General features: G+C 60.8%; 21 protein-coding genes. 8 read left to right on the top strand and 13 right to left on the bottom strand.

What is annotated here, in order from left to right; translation table 11 throughout:
• Position 1: 1 nt before the first annotated feature.
• Entirely contained in the window at positions 2-1,207 is a 1,206-nt protein-coding gene (locus tag VGG22_03175; protein ID HEY1727365.1) for an MFS transporter, read from the top strand.
• Here VGG22_03175 and VGG22_03170 read toward each other — a convergent pair.
• The 7 genes from VGG22_03170 to VGG22_03140 all read right to left on the bottom strand — a co-directional run bounded on the left by VGG22_03170 (position 1,204) and on the right by VGG22_03140 (position 7,800).
• Entirely contained in the window at positions 1,204-2,751 is a 1,548-nt protein-coding gene (locus VGG22_03170; GenBank protein HEY1727364.1) for a DHA2 family efflux MFS transporter permease subunit, read from the bottom strand. The two genes, VGG22_03175 and VGG22_03170, sit on opposite strands and share 4 nt — an antisense overlap.
• 15 nt (positions 2,752-2,766) lie before the next feature.
• Positions 2,767-3,996, bottom strand: coding sequence for a methionine adenosyltransferase (metK, locus tag VGG22_03165; protein ID HEY1727363.1), 1,230 nt, complete (start codon positions 3,994-3,996; stop codon positions 2,767-2,769).
• Positions 3,997-5,274, bottom strand: a complete 1,278-nt coding sequence (ahcY, locus tag VGG22_03160; protein HEY1727362.1) for an adenosylhomocysteinase — start codon at positions 5,272-5,274, stop codon at positions 3,997-3,999.
• A gap of 68 nt (positions 5,275-5,342) precedes the next feature.
• Entirely contained in the window at positions 5,343-6,149 is an 807-nt protein-coding gene (locus tag VGG22_03155) for a PHP domain-containing protein (protein HEY1727361.1), read from the bottom strand.
• 3 nt (positions 6,150-6,152) lie between these two features.
• A complete protein-coding gene (locus tag VGG22_03150; GenBank protein ID HEY1727360.1) occupies positions 6,153-6,461 on the bottom strand; it encodes a stage V sporulation protein S in 309 nt (102 codons plus the stop codon).
• Entirely contained in the window at positions 6,458-7,228 is a 771-nt protein-coding gene (locus VGG22_03145) for a TIGR00282 family metallophosphoesterase (GenBank protein HEY1727359.1), read from the bottom strand. Before VGG22_03145 ends, VGG22_03150 begins: the two co-directional genes overlap by 4 nt.
• A gap of 23 nt (positions 7,229-7,251) precedes the next feature.
• On the bottom strand, positions 7,252-7,800 hold the full coding sequence (locus tag VGG22_03140) for a hypothetical protein (GenBank protein ID HEY1727358.1): 549 nt from the start codon (positions 7,798-7,800) through the stop codon (positions 7,252-7,254).
• 713 nt (positions 7,801-8,513) lie between these two features.
• On the opposite strand from VGG22_03140, the gene VGG22_03135 reads away from it, so the two are divergent.
• Genes VGG22_03135 through VGG22_03125 form a run of 3 tightly spaced genes read left to right on the top strand, consistent with a single transcriptional unit; the run spans position 8,514 to position 11,804 of the window.
• Positions 8,514-9,014: a zf-HC2 domain-containing protein gene (locus VGG22_03135; protein ID HEY1727357.1), complete on the top strand. Its 501-nt coding sequence runs from the start codon at positions 8,514-8,516 to the stop codon at positions 9,012-9,014.
• Positions 9,001-10,089 carry a DUF4367 domain-containing protein gene (locus tag VGG22_03130; GenBank protein ID HEY1727356.1) on the top strand — a complete coding sequence of 363 codons (1,089 nt, stop codon included), beginning with the start codon at positions 9,001-9,003 and terminating at the stop codon, positions 10,087-10,089. Before VGG22_03135 ends, VGG22_03130 begins: the two co-directional genes overlap by 14 nt.
• An 8-nt stretch (positions 10,090-10,097) precedes the next feature.
• Complete coding sequence (locus VGG22_03125) at positions 10,098-11,804, top strand: NAD-dependent malic enzyme (protein ID HEY1727355.1); 1,707 nt, start codon at positions 10,098-10,100, stop codon at positions 11,802-11,804.
• On the opposite strand, the gene VGG22_03120 is transcribed toward VGG22_03125, so the two are convergent.
• From VGG22_03120 to VGG22_03110, 3 genes are read right to left on the bottom strand one after another with little or no spacing between them, the layout of a single operon-like run.
• Positions 11,801-13,090, bottom strand: a complete 1,290-nt coding sequence (locus VGG22_03120; GenBank protein ID HEY1727354.1) for a hypothetical protein — start codon at positions 13,088-13,090, stop codon at positions 11,801-11,803. The genes VGG22_03125 and VGG22_03120 overlap by 4 nt on opposite strands.
• Positions 13,087-13,443, bottom strand: a complete 357-nt coding sequence (locus VGG22_03115) for a hypothetical protein (protein ID HEY1727353.1) — start codon at positions 13,441-13,443, stop codon at positions 13,087-13,089. Before VGG22_03115 ends, VGG22_03120 begins: the two co-directional genes overlap by 4 nt.
• Positions 13,440-15,590 carry a hydantoinase/oxoprolinase family protein gene (locus tag VGG22_03110; GenBank protein HEY1727352.1) on the bottom strand — a complete coding sequence of 717 codons (2,151 nt, stop codon included), beginning with the start codon at positions 15,588-15,590 and terminating at the stop codon, positions 13,440-13,442. The genes VGG22_03115 and VGG22_03110 overlap by 4 nt, the downstream gene beginning before the upstream one ends.
• Here VGG22_03110 and proC point away from each other — a divergent pair.
• Both proC and VGG22_03100 read left to right on the top strand, forming a co-directional pair.
• Positions 15,471-16,457, top strand: coding sequence for a pyrroline-5-carboxylate reductase (gene proC / locus VGG22_03105; protein HEY1727351.1), 987 nt, complete (start codon positions 15,471-15,473; stop codon positions 16,455-16,457). The two genes, VGG22_03110 and proC, sit on opposite strands and share 120 nt — an antisense overlap.
• 67 nt (positions 16,458-16,524) lie before the next feature.
• Positions 16,525-16,860, top strand: a complete 336-nt coding sequence (locus VGG22_03100; GenBank protein ID HEY1727350.1) for a hypothetical protein — start codon at positions 16,525-16,527, stop codon at positions 16,858-16,860.
• Positions 16,861-16,946: 86 nt separating this feature from the next.
• Here VGG22_03100 and VGG22_03095 read toward each other — a convergent pair whose 3' ends face one another.
• A complete protein-coding gene (locus VGG22_03095) occupies positions 16,947-17,234 on the bottom strand; it encodes a hypothetical protein (GenBank protein HEY1727349.1) in 288 nt (95 codons plus the stop codon).
• Between the two features lie 420 nt (positions 17,235-17,654).
• Here VGG22_03095 and VGG22_03090 point away from each other — a divergent pair, with 420 nt between their 5' ends.
• On the top strand, positions 17,655-18,008 hold the full coding sequence (locus VGG22_03090; protein HEY1727348.1) for an STAS domain-containing protein: 354 nt from the start codon (positions 17,655-17,657) through the stop codon (positions 18,006-18,008).
• Between the two features lie 103 nt (positions 18,009-18,111).
• Here the strand turns inward: VGG22_03090 and VGG22_03085 are convergent, their stop codons facing one another.
• On the bottom strand, positions 18,112-18,591 hold the full coding sequence (locus VGG22_03085) for an SRPBCC family protein (protein HEY1727347.1): 480 nt from the start codon (positions 18,589-18,591) through the stop codon (positions 18,112-18,114).
• Positions 18,592-18,654: 63 nt separating this feature from the next.
• Here VGG22_03085 and VGG22_03080 point away from each other — a divergent pair, with 63 nt between their 5' ends.
• On the top strand, positions 18,655-18,918 hold the full coding sequence (locus tag VGG22_03080; GenBank protein HEY1727346.1) for a hypothetical protein: 264 nt from the start codon (positions 18,655-18,657) through the stop codon (positions 18,916-18,918).
• 45 nt (positions 18,919-18,963) lie between these two features.
• Here the strand turns inward: VGG22_03080 and VGG22_03075 are convergent, their stop codons facing one another.
• Positions 18,964-20,406, bottom strand: coding sequence for a SpoIIE family protein phosphatase (locus tag VGG22_03075; protein HEY1727345.1), 1,443 nt, complete (start codon positions 20,404-20,406; stop codon positions 18,964-18,966).
• Positions 20,407-20,846: the final 440 nt, after the last annotated feature.

Genomic DNA, 20,846 nt, shown 5'->3' with positions numbered 1-20,846 from the left:
GATGGCGCGCGAGAGCATCTTCCGCTCTCGCGACTTCCGTCTCTTTTATTTCGGGCAAGCGACCAGCTACATCGGTGATGGGCTGCGCACGATTGCGTTGCCGCTGCTCGTCTTCAAGCTGACCGGCTCGGCGCTCAACTTGGGTCTAACGTTTTCGCTCGAATGGTTTTCCTTCGGCGTTTTCAGTCTGGTCGGCGGATCGCTTGCCGATCGTCTCAACCGCAAGCGTCTGATGATTTCCGCCGACGTCGTTCGTTCGCTGATCATTCTCAGCTTCGCGCTCGGCTATCGAAGCGGTTGGTTAACGTTGCCGTTGCTCTACGTCGGAATTGTTCTGCACACGGCTTGCGGCGCAATCTTCAACGGCGGTCAAGCCTCCAGCATACCGTACGTGCTCGGCAAAGATCGTGCGACTCGCGCCGTCTCAGCACTCATCGGCACGGAGTCGGCGGTGAACACGGCCGTTCCGCCGCTGGGCGGCGCGATCTTTGGCCTTTTTGGTCCGTTCCCCGCGCTGATCGTAAACGCGGCGACGTATCTCGCATCGATCTTTTCGCTGAGCATCATTCGCGACCTCGGACCGGAAACGGTCACGGGTTTCCCGCGCGTGCATCACGTCGCGAGCGACATCGCGGTTGGGTTTCGCTTTCTGTTCGCCGACAAAGCGATGCGGATCGTGACCTTTGCGTCATTCATATCTAACTTTTTTGGCAGCATCGGCTTTACGGCATACGTTCCGTTCATCAAGCGCGATCTCGGTGGCAACGACTTGAGCGTCGGTATCGTTTTCGGCGCAATGGGCGCGGGCACGGTGCTTGGTGCGCTCTTGGTTTCGCGCGTGCACGTACCGTTCGGGAAGATCATGGTGATCGGATATCTCTGGGGTCTTCTTCAATTCGGTCTGCTGTGGTCGCACAGTACCGTCCTCGCCGCAATCGTCCTCGGGATTCTATCCGTTGGCGGCGGCTGGACCGTGTCGGCGACGCTCGGTTGGCGCATGCGCATCATTCCAGAGGAGACGGTCGGTCGCGTCTTCGGCGCCGCGCGCTTGATCGTGCTCGGCGGAACATTGCCGGGAGCGCTGCTGGGCGGAATAATCGCCGACGTCTATGACGCACGAACCGCAATCGCCGCGAGTACGATTGGCATCGCCTGTGTCGTCGTTTGGATCGCTGCGAACCGGACGGTGCACGAAGAGCGCCGCTAAGCGGCTTCGATAGAAACGTGCTGCGCTTGTTGAGGATTGTGCGGCGCCGGCTTACGTATCAGGAACACGAGTGGTGCGAGCACGAGGCTCAGCAGAGCGAGAAACATCGAAGCGTCCGCAAAAGCTAGCGTCAACGCTTCCCGATTGATGATGCCGAAGAGCTGCGCGAGAGGAAGTCTGTGCGCTAGCCACTCGGCGACGGCCGGATTGCGCAGCGTCGCGTTGCCGGCTAAGTCCGAGAGATGCGCTGCTGCCCGGCGGTCGAGCAACGTCACGAGAATTGCCGTCGAGATTGAACCGCCCAGCTGCAACGAAAGCGACGTAAACGCGACGGCCTTGGGCGCAACGTCTTGCGGAACGGCTGAAAGCACGGCGATCGAGATCGGAACGAAGAGCATCCCGAGTCCAACCCCACCCGTCAACTGAGCCCATAGAAACGTCCAGAACGTCGAGATCGAGGTCGTGTCGAGACACTGGAGATAGTTCGAGACCGAGAGCAACAGGAAACCGATCCCAAGCGACAGGCGCGCATCCAATTTTCCGCGCCCAACCAGATTCGCGATCGGAATCGTGGTTATCGCAATACAGATCGCGCGGACGAAGATCAGTTCGCCCGAAAGCGTCGCCGTGAACCCCAGGATGCCTTGAACGTACTGCGGCAAGATAACGATTGCGCCGTAAAGCGACGCACCGACGGTAAACGCGAGCATCGAGCCCGACCACACGCTGCGAAACTTCAGGACGCGAAGGTCAACGACGGGATTGTTTGTCCTCAACTCCCACCATACGAAGGCAATCAGCGCAGCTGCGGTCGACGCAACGAAAAACCGGATCACACCGGAATCAAACCACTCGCTGCGCTCCCCCTGACCGAGAACGTACTGCAACGAGCCAAGGCCAATCGCCAGCAAACTCAAGCCGATTGCATCGATCGGCAGCTTACGCGGCTCCGTCGGATTGCGCAATCGCATGAGAACGATGATGCCGGCCAGCGTTCCCGGAACGAGGTTGATGAAAAAGACCCAGTTCCACGCGTAGTTGTCGGTGAGCAGGCCGCCGAGATAGGGGCCGACGCTCGGACCGACGATTGCGCCCAGCGCAAAAATGGCTTGGCTGGCGCCGAGCTGCGCTTTCGGAAACGTGTCGCGCAGCGTCGCTTGACCCGTCGCGATCAAACCGCCGCCGAACGCGCCTTGCACGATGCGCCAGAAAATGAGCTGCTCGATCGAGCTGGAGATGCCGCACAGCATCGATGCGATCGTGAAGCCGAAGATGGCCGTTGCGTAATATTGCCGGCGCCCGAAACGCAGCTGAAGCCAAGGCGTCAGCGGGATGATGACGACGGCCGAAATGATGTAACCCGTGACGATCCAAGCACCCTCATCAATCGTCGCGCCGAGATTTCCCTGAATCGTCGGCAACGCCACGTTGACGATCGTCGTGTCGAGCGTCTGCAACAACGTTGCAAGCATGACGCCGATGACAACGATCACGCGTGCGCTGCCGTACTCTACGACATTCGAACCCAGGTCTTGCTGAGCCATCCGCCCAGCAGAACCTTACCCGACGAGCGTTAGTTCCGGATCGGGCGGAGCGCCCTTGAGGCCGGCGGCTTCCCGCAACGTAGCAGCCTTGTCGATCTGCTCCCACGGCAGGTTGAGATCGGGCCGCCCGAAATGCCCGTACGCCGCGGTCTGTTGATAGATCGGACGTCGCAGATCGAGATGCCGGATGATTGCCGCCGGACGCAAATCGAAATGCTTAGCGACGAGCGCAGCAATCTTTTCTTCGTCGATTTTGGCGGTTCCGAAGGTCTCCACCAGGACGCTAACCGGATGCGCGACGCCAATTGCATACGCAACCTGTAATTCGCAACGATCGGCAAGTCCCGCGGCGACGACGTTCTTCGCAACATAGCGCGCCATGTATGCAGCCGAGCGGTCGACTTTGGTCGGATCCTTTCCGCTGAAAGCACCGCCGCCGTGGCGCGACATGCCGCCGTAGGTGTCGGCGATGATCTTGCGCCCGGTCAAACCGGCGTCGCCCTTAGGCCCACCGATGACGAAGCGGCCCGTCGGATTGACGAACACGCGCAGATCCTTATCGCGGAGCGCTTTGGGAATCACGTGATCGATGACACGCTCGGTTACTTCCTGACGGAGTGTATCGAGCGGGACGTCAGGCTCGTGCTGCGTTGAAATGACGACTGCATCAACGCGCACGGGACGTTGACCGTCGTACTCTACCGTAACCTGCGACTTGCCGTCGGGGCGCAGATACGGAATATTCTCGTTCTTGCGAACCGATGCCAGCATGCGCGTCAAATTGTGCGCGAGCGTGATCGGCAGCGGCATCAGCTCGTTCGTCTCGCGGCACGCGTAACCGAACATCATACCTTGGTCGCCGGCGCCGATCAGATCGAACGCTTCGTGCGAACCGGCTTCCTTGGTTTCCAGCGCGCGGTCGACTCCCATCGCGATGTCGGGCGATTGCTCGTCGATCGAGACGCTGACGCCGCACGTTTCGGCGTCGAAGCCGACGTGTGATTTCGTATATCCGATGTCGGCAATCGTCTTACGGACGATGCGCGGAATATCGATATAGCTCGAGGTCGTCACCTCTCCTGCGATGTGAATCTGGCCGGTGATCGCAAAAGTCTCGACGGCGACTCGGCCGTTCGGGTCCTTCTCCATAATGGCATCGAGAACGGCATCGGAAATCTGATCGGCAATCTTGTCGGGATGACCCTCGGTTACCGATTCGCTGGTGAACAATCTGCGATACGCCATTTAGGTCGTTCCCTCCGACCAGGATGCGAGATATTTTGCCTGTTCCGGAGTCAGGGTATCGATGCGAACGTTCATTGCTGCAAGCTTGAGAAGCGCAACTTCTTCGTCGATCGATTCGGGAACCGGATAGACTTTTTTCTCTAAACTCTTGTGATGCTTGACGAGATGCGCGGCCGCCATCGCTTGGTTTGCGAACGACATGTCCATCACGGCCGCGGGGTGACCTTCGCCGGCCGCAAGATTGACGAGACGGCCGTCGGCGAGAATCGAGACCCTCTTACCGTTCCCCAGTGTGTAGCGCTCGACGAACGTACGCGGCGATTCACGCTCGGTCGCGATGCGGGCAAGCGACTCGAGATCGATCTCATCGTTAAAGTGCCCAGAATTGCAGACGATCGCGCCGTCTTTCATCGATGTGAAGTGCTTTTCGTTGACGACGTGATAGTTGCCGGTGACGGTCACGAATACGTCGCCGAGCTTCGCAGCGTCGTTCATCTCCATGACCATAAAGCCGTCCATCACCGCTTCGATCGCTTTGCGCGGATCGACTTCGGTGACGATGACGTGAGCGCCGAGCCCTTTAGCGCGTGAGGCGACGCCGCGGCCGCACCATCCGTAACCGCACACGACAACGGTCGAGCCGGCAAGCAAGACATTCGTTGCGCGAATGATGCCGTCGAGCGTGGATTGTCCGGTTCCGTAGCGGTTGTCGAACATGTGCTTGGTCAGCGCATCGTTGACGGCAATCACCGGATACGGCAGAACGTTGTCCTTCTGCATCGCGCGCAGACGAATGACGCCGGTCGTCGTCTCTTCGCAGCCGCCAATCATGCCCGCAAGCAGCTCTTTGTGCTTGGTCGTGATCGCGGTGACGAGATCGCACCCGTCGTCCATCGACATCTGTGGTTTGCTGGCGATTACCGCTTCGATGTGACTGTAATACGTTTTGTTGTCTTCGCCTTTGATCGCGAAAGTCGGAATCTCGTACGTCTCGGCGAGCGCCGCGGCCACGTCGTCTTGCGTCGAGAGCGGATTGCTGGCGCAAAGCGCAATCTGTGCACCGCCGGCTTTGAGCGCGAGCATCAGATTTGCCGTTTCGGTCGTAACGTGCAAACACGCACCGATGCGAACGCCGGCGAGCGGCTTCTCTTTCGCGAAGCGGTCCCGAATTTGACCGAGTACCGGCATGAACGAACCTGCCCATTCGATCCGGGAACGGCCGGCTTGTGCGAGGCTCGCGTCTTTGATGTCGCCGCGGGCCGATTCGATGACGTGCAAAATCAGACTCCTGTTGGGGGCTTCGAAGTGTCCACCATACCCCGATGGGGGCCTGGACAACAATTACTTTATCGGCCGATTAGCTCCAGAAACGGCGCGATATCCCCCTCTTCGACGTCCATGCCGACCACGCTTGAATTCCAGCGTGAGTCGTGGAAGTCAGAGCCCCCTGTCATGACCAGTCCGAGACGCTCGGCTTGGGCTCGAAAATGAGCGATCATCGGTGGGGTATGCGATGGATAGAAGACCTCGAGGCCGACAACGCCGTGCGCGGCCATCTCGTCGATGATCGAGTAGTCGGAGAGCCGCCCAGGATGGGCGAGGACCGGGACGCCGCCCGAGCGCGCAATCGCCTCGATCGCCTCCGGGGCCGTGATATGCGCCGAAGGGACGTATCCGGGGCCGTCCCGCCCGACCAGATCATTGAAGACGGTCTGCACGTCTTTGACCATCCCGGAGCGGACCAATGCCTTTGCTACGTGCGGCCGGCCAAGGGATTCACTACCGCCGGCCTCCGCAGCGACCATCTCTTCCGTTAGCGGGTAGCCGGCACGCGCGAGCCGCTCGATCATCGTTTTGATGCGTACGGTCCGGGCTTGGCGATTTGCCTCGAGTGTGGCATGGATCGGCGCCGCGGAAGACGGGTCGAAAGCGTAGCCGAGAATGTGAATGTCGACACCGTCGCGGGTTGTGTTGATCTCGATGCCCGGGACGATCTGCGCGCGTGATTCCGGCAGCTCACCGTACGCACGCGTCGTGTCATGGTCGGTGATCGAAAAGATGCGGACGCCGCGCCGGTCCATCGACTCGACCAGCTCGGCGGTCGACAGACTCCCATCGCTATTGCGTGTATGCGAGTGAAAATCGACGAGCAAGATCTATTTGGATCTACGCTCGACTGCGAGACGAATGGCGGTTCGTTCCTTTCCGTCGATTTGCACGTCGATAAATTCCGGCACGCACACGAGATCGTAAGCGCTCGCCTCGAGGTACGAGCGAGCGATGGCGATTGCCTTCACGGCTTGGTTCGTAGCGCCGGCGCCTATGGCTTGCAGTTCGGCGGTGTCACGCTCGCGCAGTACGCCGGCAAGCGCGCCGGCGACCGAGTTCGGGTTGCTCTGTGCGGAGACTTTGAGGATGTGCGTTCCGGGACTTCGGGACGGAGGTGTGCCGGGATTTTCATTCATGCGATCCCTCGGAGAAAGATGCGTTTGATATCGAGGGCCTTGCCGCTTGTGCGGTCGATTGCGACAACCGCCGCACAAAATTGCTTCAAACCTCCCTTCTCCACATTGAACCGTTCTGAAAACGCAGTCGTGAAGCGGTCGATGACTCCGGCCGCTTCCATTCCGATCACGCCTTCAGTCGGTCCGGTCATCCCGACGTCGCTCAGATAGGCCGTCCCACCGGAAAAAACTTGATCGTCTGCGGTCTGCACGTGTGTGTGCGTCCCGTAGACGAAGCTAACTTGACCATCGAAGAACCGAGCGATCGCCATTTTTTCGGACGTCGCTTCGGCGTGCATGTCAACGATGATGATCGGCGTCGCTTCGCGCAGCTCGTCGACGAGCTCACGCCCGACGCGAAACGGATCGTCGACCGTGGGCATGAATACGCGGCCCATCAGATTGAGCACGCCAACGCGGACGCCGTCGACGTCGATCGTCGTCGAGCCGCGGCCGGGCGTGCCGGGCGGATAATTAGCCGGGCGGATGATGCGATCGGAGTCCTCGAGGTGCGAACGAAACTCGCGCTTGTCCCAAATGTGGTTGCCGCTCGTAATCACGTCGACGCCGACGCTGAACATCTCTTGGGCCGTCGGAACGGTCAAGCCGAATCCACCCGCAGCATTTTCACCGTTGGCAATGCAGCAATGAATTTGATGCTGCTCGCGAGTCGACGGCAGGCAACGCTTCAGCGTCTCGCGGCCGGGTGAGCCGACGACATCGCCTATAACGAGAACGTTGAGCGCGTTGCTTATCGGCGCGCCGGAGCCTTCGCTTTGCGATTTTTTACGAAATACACCATGACGCGCCGTTCGTCGCGATATCCGACGAGCGAACGCTTTTGATCCGGATCGCGCATCGCATCGATCGCGTGCTCGACTTGCAAGTCCTCGAGCTCCGCGTTTTCTTCGTCTTGTTCTTCGACCGGATTCTTCACGAGAGCGTCGCCATAGCGCGCACTGAGCACGCCTATCTGCAGCAACAGCTCTTCGCGTGTGAAGGACGCCGAATCACGCGTGCAGTGAACGAACGTCACCGCGTGGTCCGTCTCGCACCGCACGCTAATCGTGCTCACATCCCGCCCCTCGAGCGCAACGAACGCACGGACGTGATCGTCGAGCACCGCAGCAAGCTCCCGCTGCTCGAGCCTGGTCAGCCGTCGTGCGACGACGTACGTAAGCCGCAACGTCCCGTCGGTCGGATGCGACCACAGCGACGAGATCTCTGGAAAGCGCACCAAAAGCGAAACGATCGAGTCGACCGTATCACTATTTTCGAGCGGAACCTTCGTCGAAATCATTATCTGCTTCTAAGGACGGAGAAGCCGTCCTGAGCGTACTCGAACGGCGGCTGGGGGGTCTTGCCATTCGTACCCGCATGACGGCTGCCCCTGTCGGGGCGAGGGGGCCACTTCTCGGGCCCCAGAATCAGCCTGACCGTGGGACAGCCCCGAAAGAGGCCCGAGCCCCCGTCGGCGGAACAGACGGCGTTCGTCGAGCGGGCGATTGAGCAGTATGGGAAGGCGACCTATAACTTCGCGTTCCGCCTCGTCGGAAACGAAACCGACGCGCGTGATCTCGCGCAAGAGGCCTTTATCCGCGTCTACCGGGCTTGGCGGTCGTTCCAACCAGGCACCTCGTTCCTCTCCTGGATCTATAGAATCGTCACAAACCTCTATCGCGACGAACTAAGACGGCGAAAGGGACGTTTCCAAGAGGAGATACCTGAAGACAACGCTCCCCAGGAATTCGGTGGCCAGCGCCCGCTCGCCGTCGACCCAATCGAGGAATACGTCGACAGGCAACTCTCCGAACCGCTTTCACGGTCTCTGCGGAAGCTTTCGCAAGACCAACGACAAGTGATCATACTAGCCGACATCGAGGAATACAGCTACCAGGAAATCGCGGACATAATGGGGTGTTCGATCGGAACGGTCCGGTCTCGGCTTCATCGTGCTCGCGCACTGCTTCGGCGTTTGGTTCAACAAGAAAACGAGCGTTCTCAATCACGATAATGCAGCATCTCACGAGCGACCTACTCATCGACTACCTCCACCACGAGCTCGGCCCCGCGGACGACGCTCGCGTACTAGCACATCTCGAGACGTGTGAAGAATGCAAGCACGAACTCAACGTCGAGGCAACCATAACCGACCGGCTGCGCGCAGTCGCGCGGGCCGAAGAGCTCGATCTTCCGCTGGGCATGCAAAGCGCGATCATGGCACGCATCGCGGACCTGCGCCCAAATCGCTGGCATGCATTGCATAAGTTCTTGCGTCCGATCGTGATCGTTCCGTTCGCCGCTGCCATCGCCGCCGGCGCCTTCTTCCTCACGCCCGTCTTGTCGCCGCCGGCGTCGCAGAGCGCTGGGCTCCCCGTCAGCTATTATCTGCAAGAGCATGACGTTCGGGCACAGGAGAATCCGCTTGGTGACCGGAGCGCAGTCATTTTGTCGTCGCTGAACTCGACGAATGACGGCGTACCGGTGATGCAAGCCGTTGATGCGTCGCGCTAAAGCGCTAACGTTTGCGTATCTTAGCGGCCTAGCTGCGGTCATCGCCGGAGTTTGTTCCGCGGGCGCCGCAACACCGGCGCCGAGCGCGACAGCCGCTACTTCGGCAAATCCGAATCAAGACGACGCGCGAGCCACGGAGCTGCTCAGCGACGCAATGCACGCGCGCCAGTCAATCTCTTACATGGCGCAAGTGCAGACGATCCATTTCGGGCCGTCCGGCACCGTCGCGACGATCGCGCGCGAAGAACACCTCGCGCCTAATCAAACTCACAAGCTCTACCTCGCGCCCCAAGAGATGTACGGCGACAGCGTCGTCATTCACGGCGCCGAAACATTTTCGTACGACGCGCAACATCAGCGCGTCGTCATTTCGCATGGACCGACGTTCGATCCGCAGACGATCACGAACGGAAACCTCGCACTGCTCTTGGCGAACTACCGTCCGATAATCGCCGCGCCGGAGATCGTCGCGGGCCGGCCGACGATTCCGTGCGCGCTCGTCAACCGCTTCACCGGGGTGCGCGTGATGCGCGTCTGGATCGATGCTCAAACGCACTTGATCCTGCAAAAGGAAACGTATCGCGCCGACGGGACGATCGGATCGCGCACGCAATTCGAGAACGTTCGCTACACGCAAGCCATGCCGAATACGCTTTTCTCGACGCCGATCCCGGCCGGCTATCACGTCGTCGAAAACCAAACGCCGACATCAAACGCAACCGATATCGAACGCGTGGTCAAAGATGCGGGATTTACACCGGCAAGCCCGCGCTATCTACCGGAGGGATTCACGGTTGTGAGCGCCGACGTAACGATCGTCAAGGGCGTGAAGACGTTGCAGCTGATGTATTCGGACGGGGTACGTTCGCTTTCGCTTTTCGAGAATGCCACAAACGTTACGGCAGATTTCGGACACACGAAGCCCGTTCCGATCAAGATCGAGAACCGGGATGCGCTCTATATGAACGACGGTTCGACGACGCTGTTGTCGTGGAAAAACGCCGGCCTGACCTTTGCGCTGGTCGGCGATCTCGATATCAAGGAGCTCAAGGCAATAGCCGCTAGCGTCTCGTAGGGAACGGGGTGCCCGCAGCTCGACCGTATACAACGAATGCCCGCGGGGAATTCGAAATCTCCGCGCGTGGATCGGATGTTTTACATCTCCCGGCGATCAACAAAGGGACTGCGTTCACGAACGTGGAGCGCGCCGCTCTGGGACTTACGGGATTGCTGCCGCCGGCCGTCGTTTCGATCGAGCAGCAAGCAGCTCGTTTGTACGACATGTACTCACGTCTGCCGAACGATCTTGCGAAGAACCAGTTTCTTGCCGCGCTGCAGGATCGCAACGAGACGTTGTTCTTCTACTTGTTCGGTCAACACGTCGTCGAGATGTTTCCGATCGTCTACACACCGACGGTCGGAACGGCAATTCAGCAGTACAGCCGCCAGTATCAACGCCCACGCGGGGTGTTTCTCTCGATCGAACACCCGGAGCTGCTCGAAGAATCGCTGCGCAATGCCGGCGCGTCAAGCGACGACATCGACCTGCTGGTCGCAACCGACGCCGAAGCGATTCTTGGGATCGGCGACTGGGGCGTCGGCGGGATGGACATCTGCATCGGCAAGCTCGCCGTCTACACGGCGGCGGCCGGAATCGATCCGACGCGCGTGATCCCGGTAATGCTCGATGTCGGGACCGACAACCCGTCGTTGATGGACGATCCGCTGTACCTTGGCTACCGGCATGCACGCGTGCGCGGCGCGCTATATCAAGCCTTCGTCGATCGCTACGTGCAGACCGCGCACCGTCTGTTTCCCAACGCTCTTCTGCACTGGGAAGACTTCGCGGCCTCGAACGCGCGTTGGATTCTGGATCAGTATCGTTCGAAACTGTGCACGTTTAACGACGACATTCAGGGAACGGCCGGCGTCGTGCTGGCGGCGATTCTCTCTGCGCTCGAGGTAACGGGCGGCCGGCTACGCGACGAGCGCATCGTGATCTTCGGCTCGGGAACGGCCGGAATCGGTATCGCGGATCTCATTCGCCGCGCGATCGCAACGCAAGGCGTAACAGATGAGGAAGCGGCTCGCAGTTTCTGGTGTATCGATCGCAATGGTTTGCTGGTGCGCGACATGCCGAACATTCGCGACTTCCAGGCGCCGTTTGCTCGCAAGCGAGACGACGTTCGTGATTGGACTGCCGATCCCCAGCGCGGCATCACGCTCGCCGAAGTCGTCCGTCGCGTTCACCCGACCGTCTTGATCGGCTGCTCCGGGCAAAGCGGCGCGTTTACCGCAGAGGTCGTGCATGCGATGGCGCAGGGAACGCCGCGCCCGATCATCTTGCCGCTCTCGAATCCGACGGCACTCTCCGAAGCGGTTCCGGAAAATCTGGTCGAGTGGACCGACGGGCGCGCGCTGATCGCGACGGGAAGCCCGTTCGATCCGGTGTTGCACGACGGCATCTCGTACACAATCGGACAAGCCAACAACGCCATTATCTTCCCGGGCCTCGGCCTTGGTGCGATCGTTACGCGCGCACGCGTCATCAGCGATGCCATGTTCGTTGCTGCGGCCAGCGCCCTCGCCGAGATGGTCGACGCCTCGACGCTCGGCGCCGCGATTCTTCCGCCCGTTTCAACTTTACGTGACGTTTCGCGCAAGGTGGCAATTGCGGTTGGCGAGCAAGCGGCGCGCGAAGGGATCGTCGGCGCGCCCATCAGCGATCTCGCGCAAAAAATCGACGCCACAGCTTGGCAGGCGCGCTACCGCACGATCCGCGCCGTCTAGCGCAAATAGAGCAATACGGCGAGGACGACGCCGGCGAACGCTGTTGCCCACGTGAATGGCAGCGTTTGACGCATCACGTCCTCCGGGCGAACGCCCGCGTATTCGGCGCTCCACACCGTTTGGGTCCCTGTCGGATCCGAGACGCCGACGATTCCATTGATCGACGCAAAGGTGCCGAGCACGAGCAGCGCCGGATACGTTCCAAGTGCGAGCAGGACGCCCGCGATTCCAACTCCCATTCCGACGATGTTGAGAGGACCGCGGTAGAGCGCGAGCGGCGCGAGCAGGCCGAACCCGATCGCATACACCCACGGATTGTGGGGCGCGATCGCACTGACGATCGGATGAAGTGCGTCGACGATTCCCGGCATGCGTACGGCCGTGAGCAGCATCCCGATTACGATGAAGAGATACATTGGCGCCGCGGCCAGTTCCAGGCCGCGATATGCGGTCTTGAGCATCACTTCATTGAATGCGCGTGGTCGAGTGGTCAGCACGCCGTAGAGAATTCCGATGATAAGCGCGGGAATGACATCGAACGAAATCCCGAATGCAGCGCTCCCGAGCACCAGTGCAATCGGAATCGCCGGCGTGATAAGCGCGTACCATGGCGCCGTGCGTGCGGCTTGACGCGTTCGCGGCGCGGACACGGCCCAATTGTAGACACGGCCCGAAATCCGTGACTGAACGAACAAGAACGACAAGCCGCCGATCAGGACGATCGGGAAATAGCGCACCAGGAATCCGACGACGTCGGCTTGCGGTACGCCCATCGCTTGCGAAAGATATTTCCAGGTTTGCAATTGAAGCGGATTTCCGCACCACAGCCCGACGACCACCGTAGAGGCTGCAACCGTGCGCGGCACGCCTGCCGCCAACATCGCGGGAATCCCGATCAATCCTACCAGGATCGCTGCGGGCGCGCTGCCGGTAACCGTTCCAACGAAGATCGCGACGAACCAGACGGCAAAGGCCACTGCGTACGGGCGATCACCTCCGAGCTCAACCGCTTTGCGCACGAGCGTTTGCGCGATTCCGGTCTCGTCCATGACGGCGCCGAGCCAGCTCCCGAAAACTACCGCGACGATTGTCGCTGCGAGCGCCGTTGCGCCGCTTGCGATGATGCCGCCCAGGATACTATCATCGGGCTTCCCGATCCACGGGATTCCGAGAATGATCCCGACGACTACCGCAAGCGCCATCAAGGCGAGCGGCGTCGCAAGCTTCTTCGTCATCATCAGAATGACGAAGATCGCCATCGCGGCGAGCAGCAGCGCACCGGTCACGGCTGACCTGATTGACGGCTCAAAAGCTCGTTGAGCAACTCCGGTGAGGCCGGCAAATCGAGGAGCTCGCGCGCAAACCTATGCGCGTCCTCTTCGCCTTGCGGACCGTGCGAACTCCCGGAGATCATATGAAAGCACTCGTGCGCGATCGCAATCTCGTCGAGATGCTCCGGATCGAACGGCAAATCGTTGACGAGCACCAACTCTGAGAGCATCTCGAGCGTGTCGAGATAGATCACGATCGTCTTTTCACGTGCATCGAATTCCGAGATGATCCAGCGATCCTCACCGATCCCCCCGCGGCGCTCGACAATCTTGGCGCCTAAACGCTTGGCGAGGGCGCGCGCGGTCACGCGCGATGCTCGGCGACGATGATGCCCGGTTCGGTGGCGCTCATCGTACGAAGATGGTCGGATGCGATCGTGACCACGAGCTCCGGATCGACCATCCCGCTCAAGTTGACGATCCGGTCACGCAGCAGCAAGTGCAGCGCGGGAAGCATCTTCCCAGCGTCGCCGTACGACGTCAGTGCCTCGAGAATCTCACGCAGCTCATCTTCGGCCTGCGCGATCGTCGTTGGGACGATCCGCGCGTCCGGCACGCGTAACCGAATCACGCCTTCGCGGTCGATGACGCGCACGGGATCTTTCGCGGATCCGAAATAGCGCAACAAACCCGACGGCTGCATTCGCGCCGTATAAACGGAAAACTGCGGTGTGCTTGCCGCCAGCTCGAGGACCTCGGGCGCTGCGCCCATCGACTCGGCCGCGATGCTGCGCCGCTCGTCTTCGGCGGCTTCCATACGCCTGAGATCTCGCGCGCGCAGCTCAGTCGCTCCGCTGGCAGCGGCACGCACGATGTTGCGCTGAGAATCGACGCTGACATCGACCTCGACGCTCTCGCGCGCCGCTCCGGCCGCGACGGCGGCATCTTCCGCTTCCGCTCGAATCTGCGCGATGTCCAGAGGCGTGGGACTCGGGATCATGCGTTCGACGACGTCACGTACCAGCGCCAGCGCCACGCCGATAGGCGAGATGACGTGCGCGTTTCGCGCGATGCGGAATTCGCAGCCGAGTGTCTTCGCGAGCGCTGGAACGAGCGCCGAAGCTCCGCCCCCGCCGCCAACCAACACCATTCGCTTTAGGTCCAGGCCGTAATCGGCCGCCAACTCGTCGACAGTCGAGCGTGTCTTCGCAACCGCTGCATCGATAACGGCCCGCGCGATCTCATCGACCGTACAACCGAAACGTTCAGCCAGCGGTCCGAACGCGACTCGCGCGTTTTCCACATCACCTCGCGCCCAGTCTCCATCCGGAACAAACCCGGCAATGTTGGCCGCGCACGAGAGCGTCAACGCCGAGCGTCGACCTGCGGCGTCAACCGCGATGTAGTCTTCGGGATCGGACGGCAACGGACGAAATTCGATCAACCGCGCGTTTGCGCACGCGCCGGAACTCGCGTAGACCGCATAGTCGAGCCCCGCAATGTGCGCGCTGCGAGGACCGACGTCGATCTTTCCGTTGCGAACGCGCACCATCGACCCGCCGCCGATTCCGATCGAGCGGACGTCGAGTGACTGCAGAAACGTTCGGTGGCCGCCGAGCATCGCGTAGCGCACTTGGACGCGACCGTCGCGAATCGCCGAAATGTCGACGCTCGTTCCACCGACTTCCAGAAAGACTGCATCCGAGACGCGCTCGTACATGAGCGCGCCAGCCACTCCGGCTGCGGGCCCGGAGACCAGCGTCAGTATCGGACGGCTGCGCAGTTGATCGATTCGCATCACGCCGCCGTCGCCTCGCATGATCATGAGCGGCGAGGTGATCCCCGCACTGCTGACGCTCGATTCCACACTGTTGGCCGTTTCAATCATTCGCGGCAAGATCGACGCGTTAATCACGGCGGTCCTCGTCCGCGTTCGCAAACCGTAGAGCTTGCTGATCTGGTGGGCCGCAGCCGCGGGAACATTCGCGCGCCGTGCCGCGTCCGTCACCGTGTCTTCCGCCGTAGAATCGTCAACGCTATACAAACCGCTGGCTACGATCACGCCTGCACCTTGTCCAAGCAACGCGCGAATAGCACGATCGGCGTCCTCTGCGCTCGGCGCCGACGTCGCAAGAAACTCGCGCATCGAACGCAGATACGTACCAGGCGCGAGCTCGATCGGCTTGATGAACGTCTGGGAACGGGCCCGCAAGCCTTCGAGTCCCCCGCCGATTCCGACAATCCCAACGAGTGCAACGTCGCCCTCGAGTAGTGCGTTCGTGGCTTGCGTCGTACCGTGCGAAATGTAGCGCACGTCGGATGCCTGCAGATTGTGCGTCGAAAGCAAACGCTGCAGCGCCTCGATGATCCCAGCCGCTACGCCCTGCGGCGAACGATGCGTCGTCGGGACCTTGACATGACCGATCAGCTCCAGCGAGGTCGCGTCTATTGCAACGGCATCAGTAAACGTGCCGCCGACGTCGATACCGATGCGTATCCCGAGGCCAGTCCCCACGTATTTTGGCGCTTCATGTTTGCAAACGGAACGTCCTTGCGGACGGCGAAAGAGCGCTTGAGCATGAAAAAGAAAACATTGGGGATCGTCGGTGCGGGCGCGATCGGCCAGGCATTGCTGCGCGGCCTGCAATCCGGCTCGGCTCCGTTCAAGATTTGGGCTGCGACGCGTACGCCGCAATCCGCGGCGCGCATCGAACGCGATTTCTCGATCACGGCAACCGATGAATACGACGAGCTTGTACCGGAAACCGACGTTGTCCTCGTCTGCGTCAAGCCGGCGCAAACCGATGCAACACTCGAGCGGCTACGCAAAGCCGGACTCAAAAAACATGCACTCGTCATCTCGGTAGCCGCGGGAGTTTCGATCGCTGCGCTCGAGCGCGCGATCGGCGACGACGTCGCCGTGATCCGCGCCATGCCGAACGTGCCCGCGCTCGTGAGCGAAGGTATGACCGTCATCGCACTCGGACGTCACGTAACCAAAGATCAGGCCTCCGAAGCGACGGACATTTTTAAATCCGTCGGACGCTGCATCGAGCTGCCCGAGCACCATCTCAACGCCGTCACTGCAATCAGCGGCTGCGGACCGGCCTACGTCTTCCTTATAATCGAAGCTCTCGCGGACGCGGGCGTTAGCGTCGGGCTTCCTCGCGACGTTGCGCGTGAGCTGGTCGCGCAAACGGTTCTCGGCGCATCAAAGATGGTTCAGGATAGCGAACGGCACCCGGCGGCTATGCGTGACGACGTCACGACTCCGGCCGGGTGCACGATCGGTGCGCTCTTGGTGCTCGAAGACGGAAAGATCCGCTCGGTGCTGGCGCGCGCAATCGCCGAGGCGACGCGCATCGCAGGCACCTTAGCTTAGATTACCGGCTCTGCGGCGACGGAGCGCTCGGCACTTGTTGGTCTTGGCGATGACGTTCCCGTAGCGTTTGGAGACGCTGCTGGAACTTCGCGCGCTGATCGGGATTCAGTACCGCCATGATTTCTTGCCGTTGCGCATGCATGCTCGCACGACGCTGACTGCGATCGGCGACGCCTTGGTTTTGCGCGCGGTACTTCTGATGGATGGCCTTGATCCTCGCTTTCTGACCGGACGTGAGATTCAAGCCCTTGAAAAGCGAAGAATGATGATGACGTTGGGCCGCAGCCGGCGGCGGTGCGGGTTGCGGTGCCGTTTGCGCGAACGCGGCGCCGGTTTGTATAACCGCGGCGGCGACGAGTACCGCGATGGCAGTACGAATGAACACGTGGACTCCTCTGTCTGACGTGCTCATCGTACTGCCCGCCTGTTGCTAGCGCTTTAACTCAGAATTAGAGCCCGGGCAAAAAACGCTGGGAATGCGAGTTAGAGCTAGTGGCTACTTCCATTGGTCGTTCCGCTATTGCTTCCGGCGCCACTACCGCTCGTTGAGCCCGAACTGCCGCTCGAGTTGCTCGAACCGGTTGAGCCGTTCGAACTGCCTTGCGATCCGGCTGCGCCCTGGCTTTGCGCAGGCGGCTGAATGATCGTCGTATTCGACGTCGTTGCCCACGGGTGCCACAAAAGGACTGCAACGATGAGCGCGATCGCGATAACGGCGACGATTGCAACACCGGCCGTGCCGCCTCCGCCTTGAACCACTACGGGTCGGTCGGACATATCTGCCACGTTTGGCACCTCCTGGTGAAGGCTTTTACCCCGTCCCAGGATCTACAACGACGCTTGCTAGGCTTTCGGAAAGACTGAGCGATGATCCGAAATCGAACGTGCTACTGCTGCGTCGAGCACCCAGCCCCGATCCCGCGAACAGGTGCACGTACGTGGGCGCAGCGCGCGGCATCCCATACTGTCGTGCATTCCGATCGCATGTCCGCACTCGCAAACAACCAGCTCTTCGAGGGCAGTCGTTCCCGCGGCCCCTTGTGCGTAACGTCGAACCATTTCCATAGAAAAAGGCCTCCTCGCCCGGAGTGCGATTGAGCGTTGAAATACCCCGTGAGTCTTTCGGGCAAACCTTCTGCCCGCAAAGCCTAATCTGTCTAGGGCTTGGGTACAAGGTTCTCGGAGAGGTCATTTTCTATGACGACGACATTTGCGCCGGTGACGGTGGAGCAGCTTGGAAGGCTGACACTCGTTCATGTCCTCGGCGAGCTCGACATCACGAACTATCACGAGCTCAGCGAAGCGATCGAGCGAGCAGGCGCCGGATCGCCCGACCCAATTCTCGTCGCATTCGTCGAGTGTACGTACATCGATACGTCCGGCATCACTGCGCTCGTGAGCGCGCATCGACATTTTGGGAAAAGACTGCACGTGATCGTCCCCCACCATTCAAAGATTCGCAAGATTTTCGAAGCGACCGGATTACACCGCGCGCTCCTCGTTCATGACGATTTCCGTGCCGCAATCGAAGACGCAACGTCGCAGCTCTAAGTGAAGATGCATCGCCTTCCGCCCGACGTTCCACCGACCGGACCCGGACCCACTCCCGAGCCGATACCGCCCGAGATGCCGTATCCGCCGGGTCAAGCTCCCGCTACGCCTGAAGCGCCGGTGCCGCCTGAGCACCCGCCGATGACGGAGCCTTGGGGCTGATCTTCGACTCCAGGCTCTCGGCGAAACGCGCGAGATCGCTGCGTAACTGAAGCTCGAACGCTTTCCCGGCGCCGAGAATCTCGCTGATTTTGCCTATCATTCCGGACGGCGGCGTGTATTCGATCGTTATTTCGACGTCAGTATCGCCATCTGGACGCGGCGTGAACGCGACCAGTCCGCTGTTTTCTAATCCGTCGATCGAACGCCAGCCGATTTGGCGGCCGGGAATCCAATTCTCGTTACGGGCTGCCCATTCGTGGCGTCCGACGATATTGACGACCCAGCGCGTGCGCTCGCGATCGATATACGAAACGCTACGCACGTGCGACATGAAAGACGGATACTCCGGAAAGTTCGTCCACAACGAGTAAATGCGTTCGACGGGAGCGTGCACGATAATTGAGGCTGTTTGCCGCGACATTGATCACCAAAATTAAAACGACGGACCGAACGCTAAGTCCGGTCCGCCGCGCTTTGAGGGTGTGTGATGCTTTTTCGGGTTGGGATCGCGCAAGCGATCCAATCCGATTCTTCCCTAGGAGCCGCCACTGAAACCGGGACCGACATCAATCCATTGCGCACGAATCTCGTCGCGTTCAACGCGCACCAAACGATCCACCATCTGCGGCCGGGTCAACATGCATTCGCAGCGCATGGGTTCATCGCTTTGCAAAGGCGCGACGCAGCCGTGCCGGCCGTGCCACTCGAGATAATGTCCGCACGGACAGATCAAGATTCGTTCCAGTGACATCTCGCACATTATCCCCATTTTTGCTTGGGGACTAACGCAATGTTATGTCGTTTGCATTTGCATGCGAACTTGCGTACTCGCGCTATCGGTACGTATCTCGACGCGGTCCATCAACGCGCGCATCAACGGAATGCCACGACCGCGTTCTTCTTCTTTGGTCGCGGCGCGCCAACGGCCGGAGTCTTCGATGTGTACGCGGATTATGGACTCGTCGACCCGCACGCAAAGATGGACCGTCCCGGGAACGTCCGCGTAGGCATGTTCGACTGCATTGGCAACCGCCTCGCCGACCGCTGTTATGACTGCAAACCGGTGGTCGTCGCCGATCCCCTGATCGATCAGAAAACGCTCCAGGCCCCGCCTAACGAACGGCGCCGCAAATGGAACGGCGGAAAAGACGCAATCGAAGGCCTCGACCGCGCGCGGCTGGATGAACAACGTCATCGTGGCAACGTCGTCGACGTTTTGCTTTGACCCAAAGACGCGGTCCTGAACCGATTTGGCCGGATGCGCGGAAAGCTCGGCAAGCTCGTCGAGCGACGCTCGAATCAAAGCCGACTCGCCGAAAAAGACATCGCGCTCGAACTCGACGATACCGTCCGTATAAAGCACGACGAGCGTCCCCGGTGAAAACGTAAACGTCCACGGTGTGGGCGCTAAATCGTCGACGACACCAAGCGGTAAGTCACCGTTCGGAAGCATGAACGAATGGCCATCGGGAGTGATGACCAGCGGCGGCGGATGGCCGGCGCTCGCGTAGGTGAAGACTGACGTGCGCGGATCGAAGATGCCGACGAGCGCCGTGACCATCATCGGCATCGAGCGCAGCATCTGATTGGCGCGACTCAGCACCTCGCCGGGCGAGCGAGCATCGTACGTCGACGCGCGCACAGCCTGCCGTGCCTCGCCCATTACGACCGCTGCCGAGAGTCCGTGGCCGGCTACGTCACCGATCGATATACCAATGCGGCCGTCCGGGAGCTCGAAGGCGTCGTACCAGTCGCCGCCTACGATCGATTCGCCGGCGGCGGGACGATACGCCGCGTCGAGGACCGCCGAACCGTTGCGGGGCAACACCTCCGGCAGCAACGCGCGCTGCAGCGTTTCGGCTACGTGGTGTTCTCGGGCAATGGCCTGCGCCGTGTCGATGCCGATCGCAATCCGAAGGGCGAGCTCCTCAGCCAAGCTTCCTATCAAAGAGGAAGGCGCATCGCCGGCTCCCGCCAGCCACAAGAAGCCGTACGGCGTCGCGCGTCCAGTGATCGCGACCTCGAGCGCCCAGCCTCCCTCACTTCGCAGCGACGTGATCGGCGCATGGGGGAGGCGCCGGTTTAGCGCCGTCTCGCTCGGCGCGCGACCGGCCGACGCGGCGACGCGAACCTCGTCTTCGCTCCCAAGCAGCCCGATGGTGCAGCCGTCGACCCATGCGGGCACGAGCAATTCGGCGAGCACGGGTAGCGCGCTCTCGATGTCCTCGGCTGGCAATAGGAGACGACTCGCGGACGATAGGAGTTCGAGAACTCCCTGAACCGACTGCGTCAGATCGTCATCGGTCACGGCGAGCGCATTGGTTAAACTCAAACGAGCACCCCTGCAGGTATGCCGCAGTTTTGCCCATGCGAGGAAGCGGCCAAACGCACTCTCGCCCTTGCGACCACAGAGCTAACGTTTAAATGCTCGTGATTTCGGGTATTTCCGGGCAAAACTGGCCAGTGCGAGGTGTGCGCTTCCCTCATGGGACCACGCCTCCTTTCTGACTTCACGGAGTCTGCTTATGCCTCTTACGGTCGCACCCAGTCCGAAGGCGAAGTCATCAGCTTCGTCTCCGTCGCGTTCCAACGGCGCGAAATCCAACGGCCACTCGAACGGTGCGCGATCGCGTGCGTCAAAAGCGCCCGCCTCCGGTAATCGCGAGGTGCTCAGTG

It is taken from the genome of Candidatus Baltobacteraceae bacterium (assembly GCA_036489885.1).
Lineage (GTDB): Bacteria > Vulcanimicrobiota > Vulcanimicrobiia > Vulcanimicrobiales > Vulcanimicrobiaceae > JAFAMS01.
The sequence above is the reverse complement of the archived record's forward strand: the minus strand, read 5'-3'. Positions and strand labels throughout refer to the sequence as shown.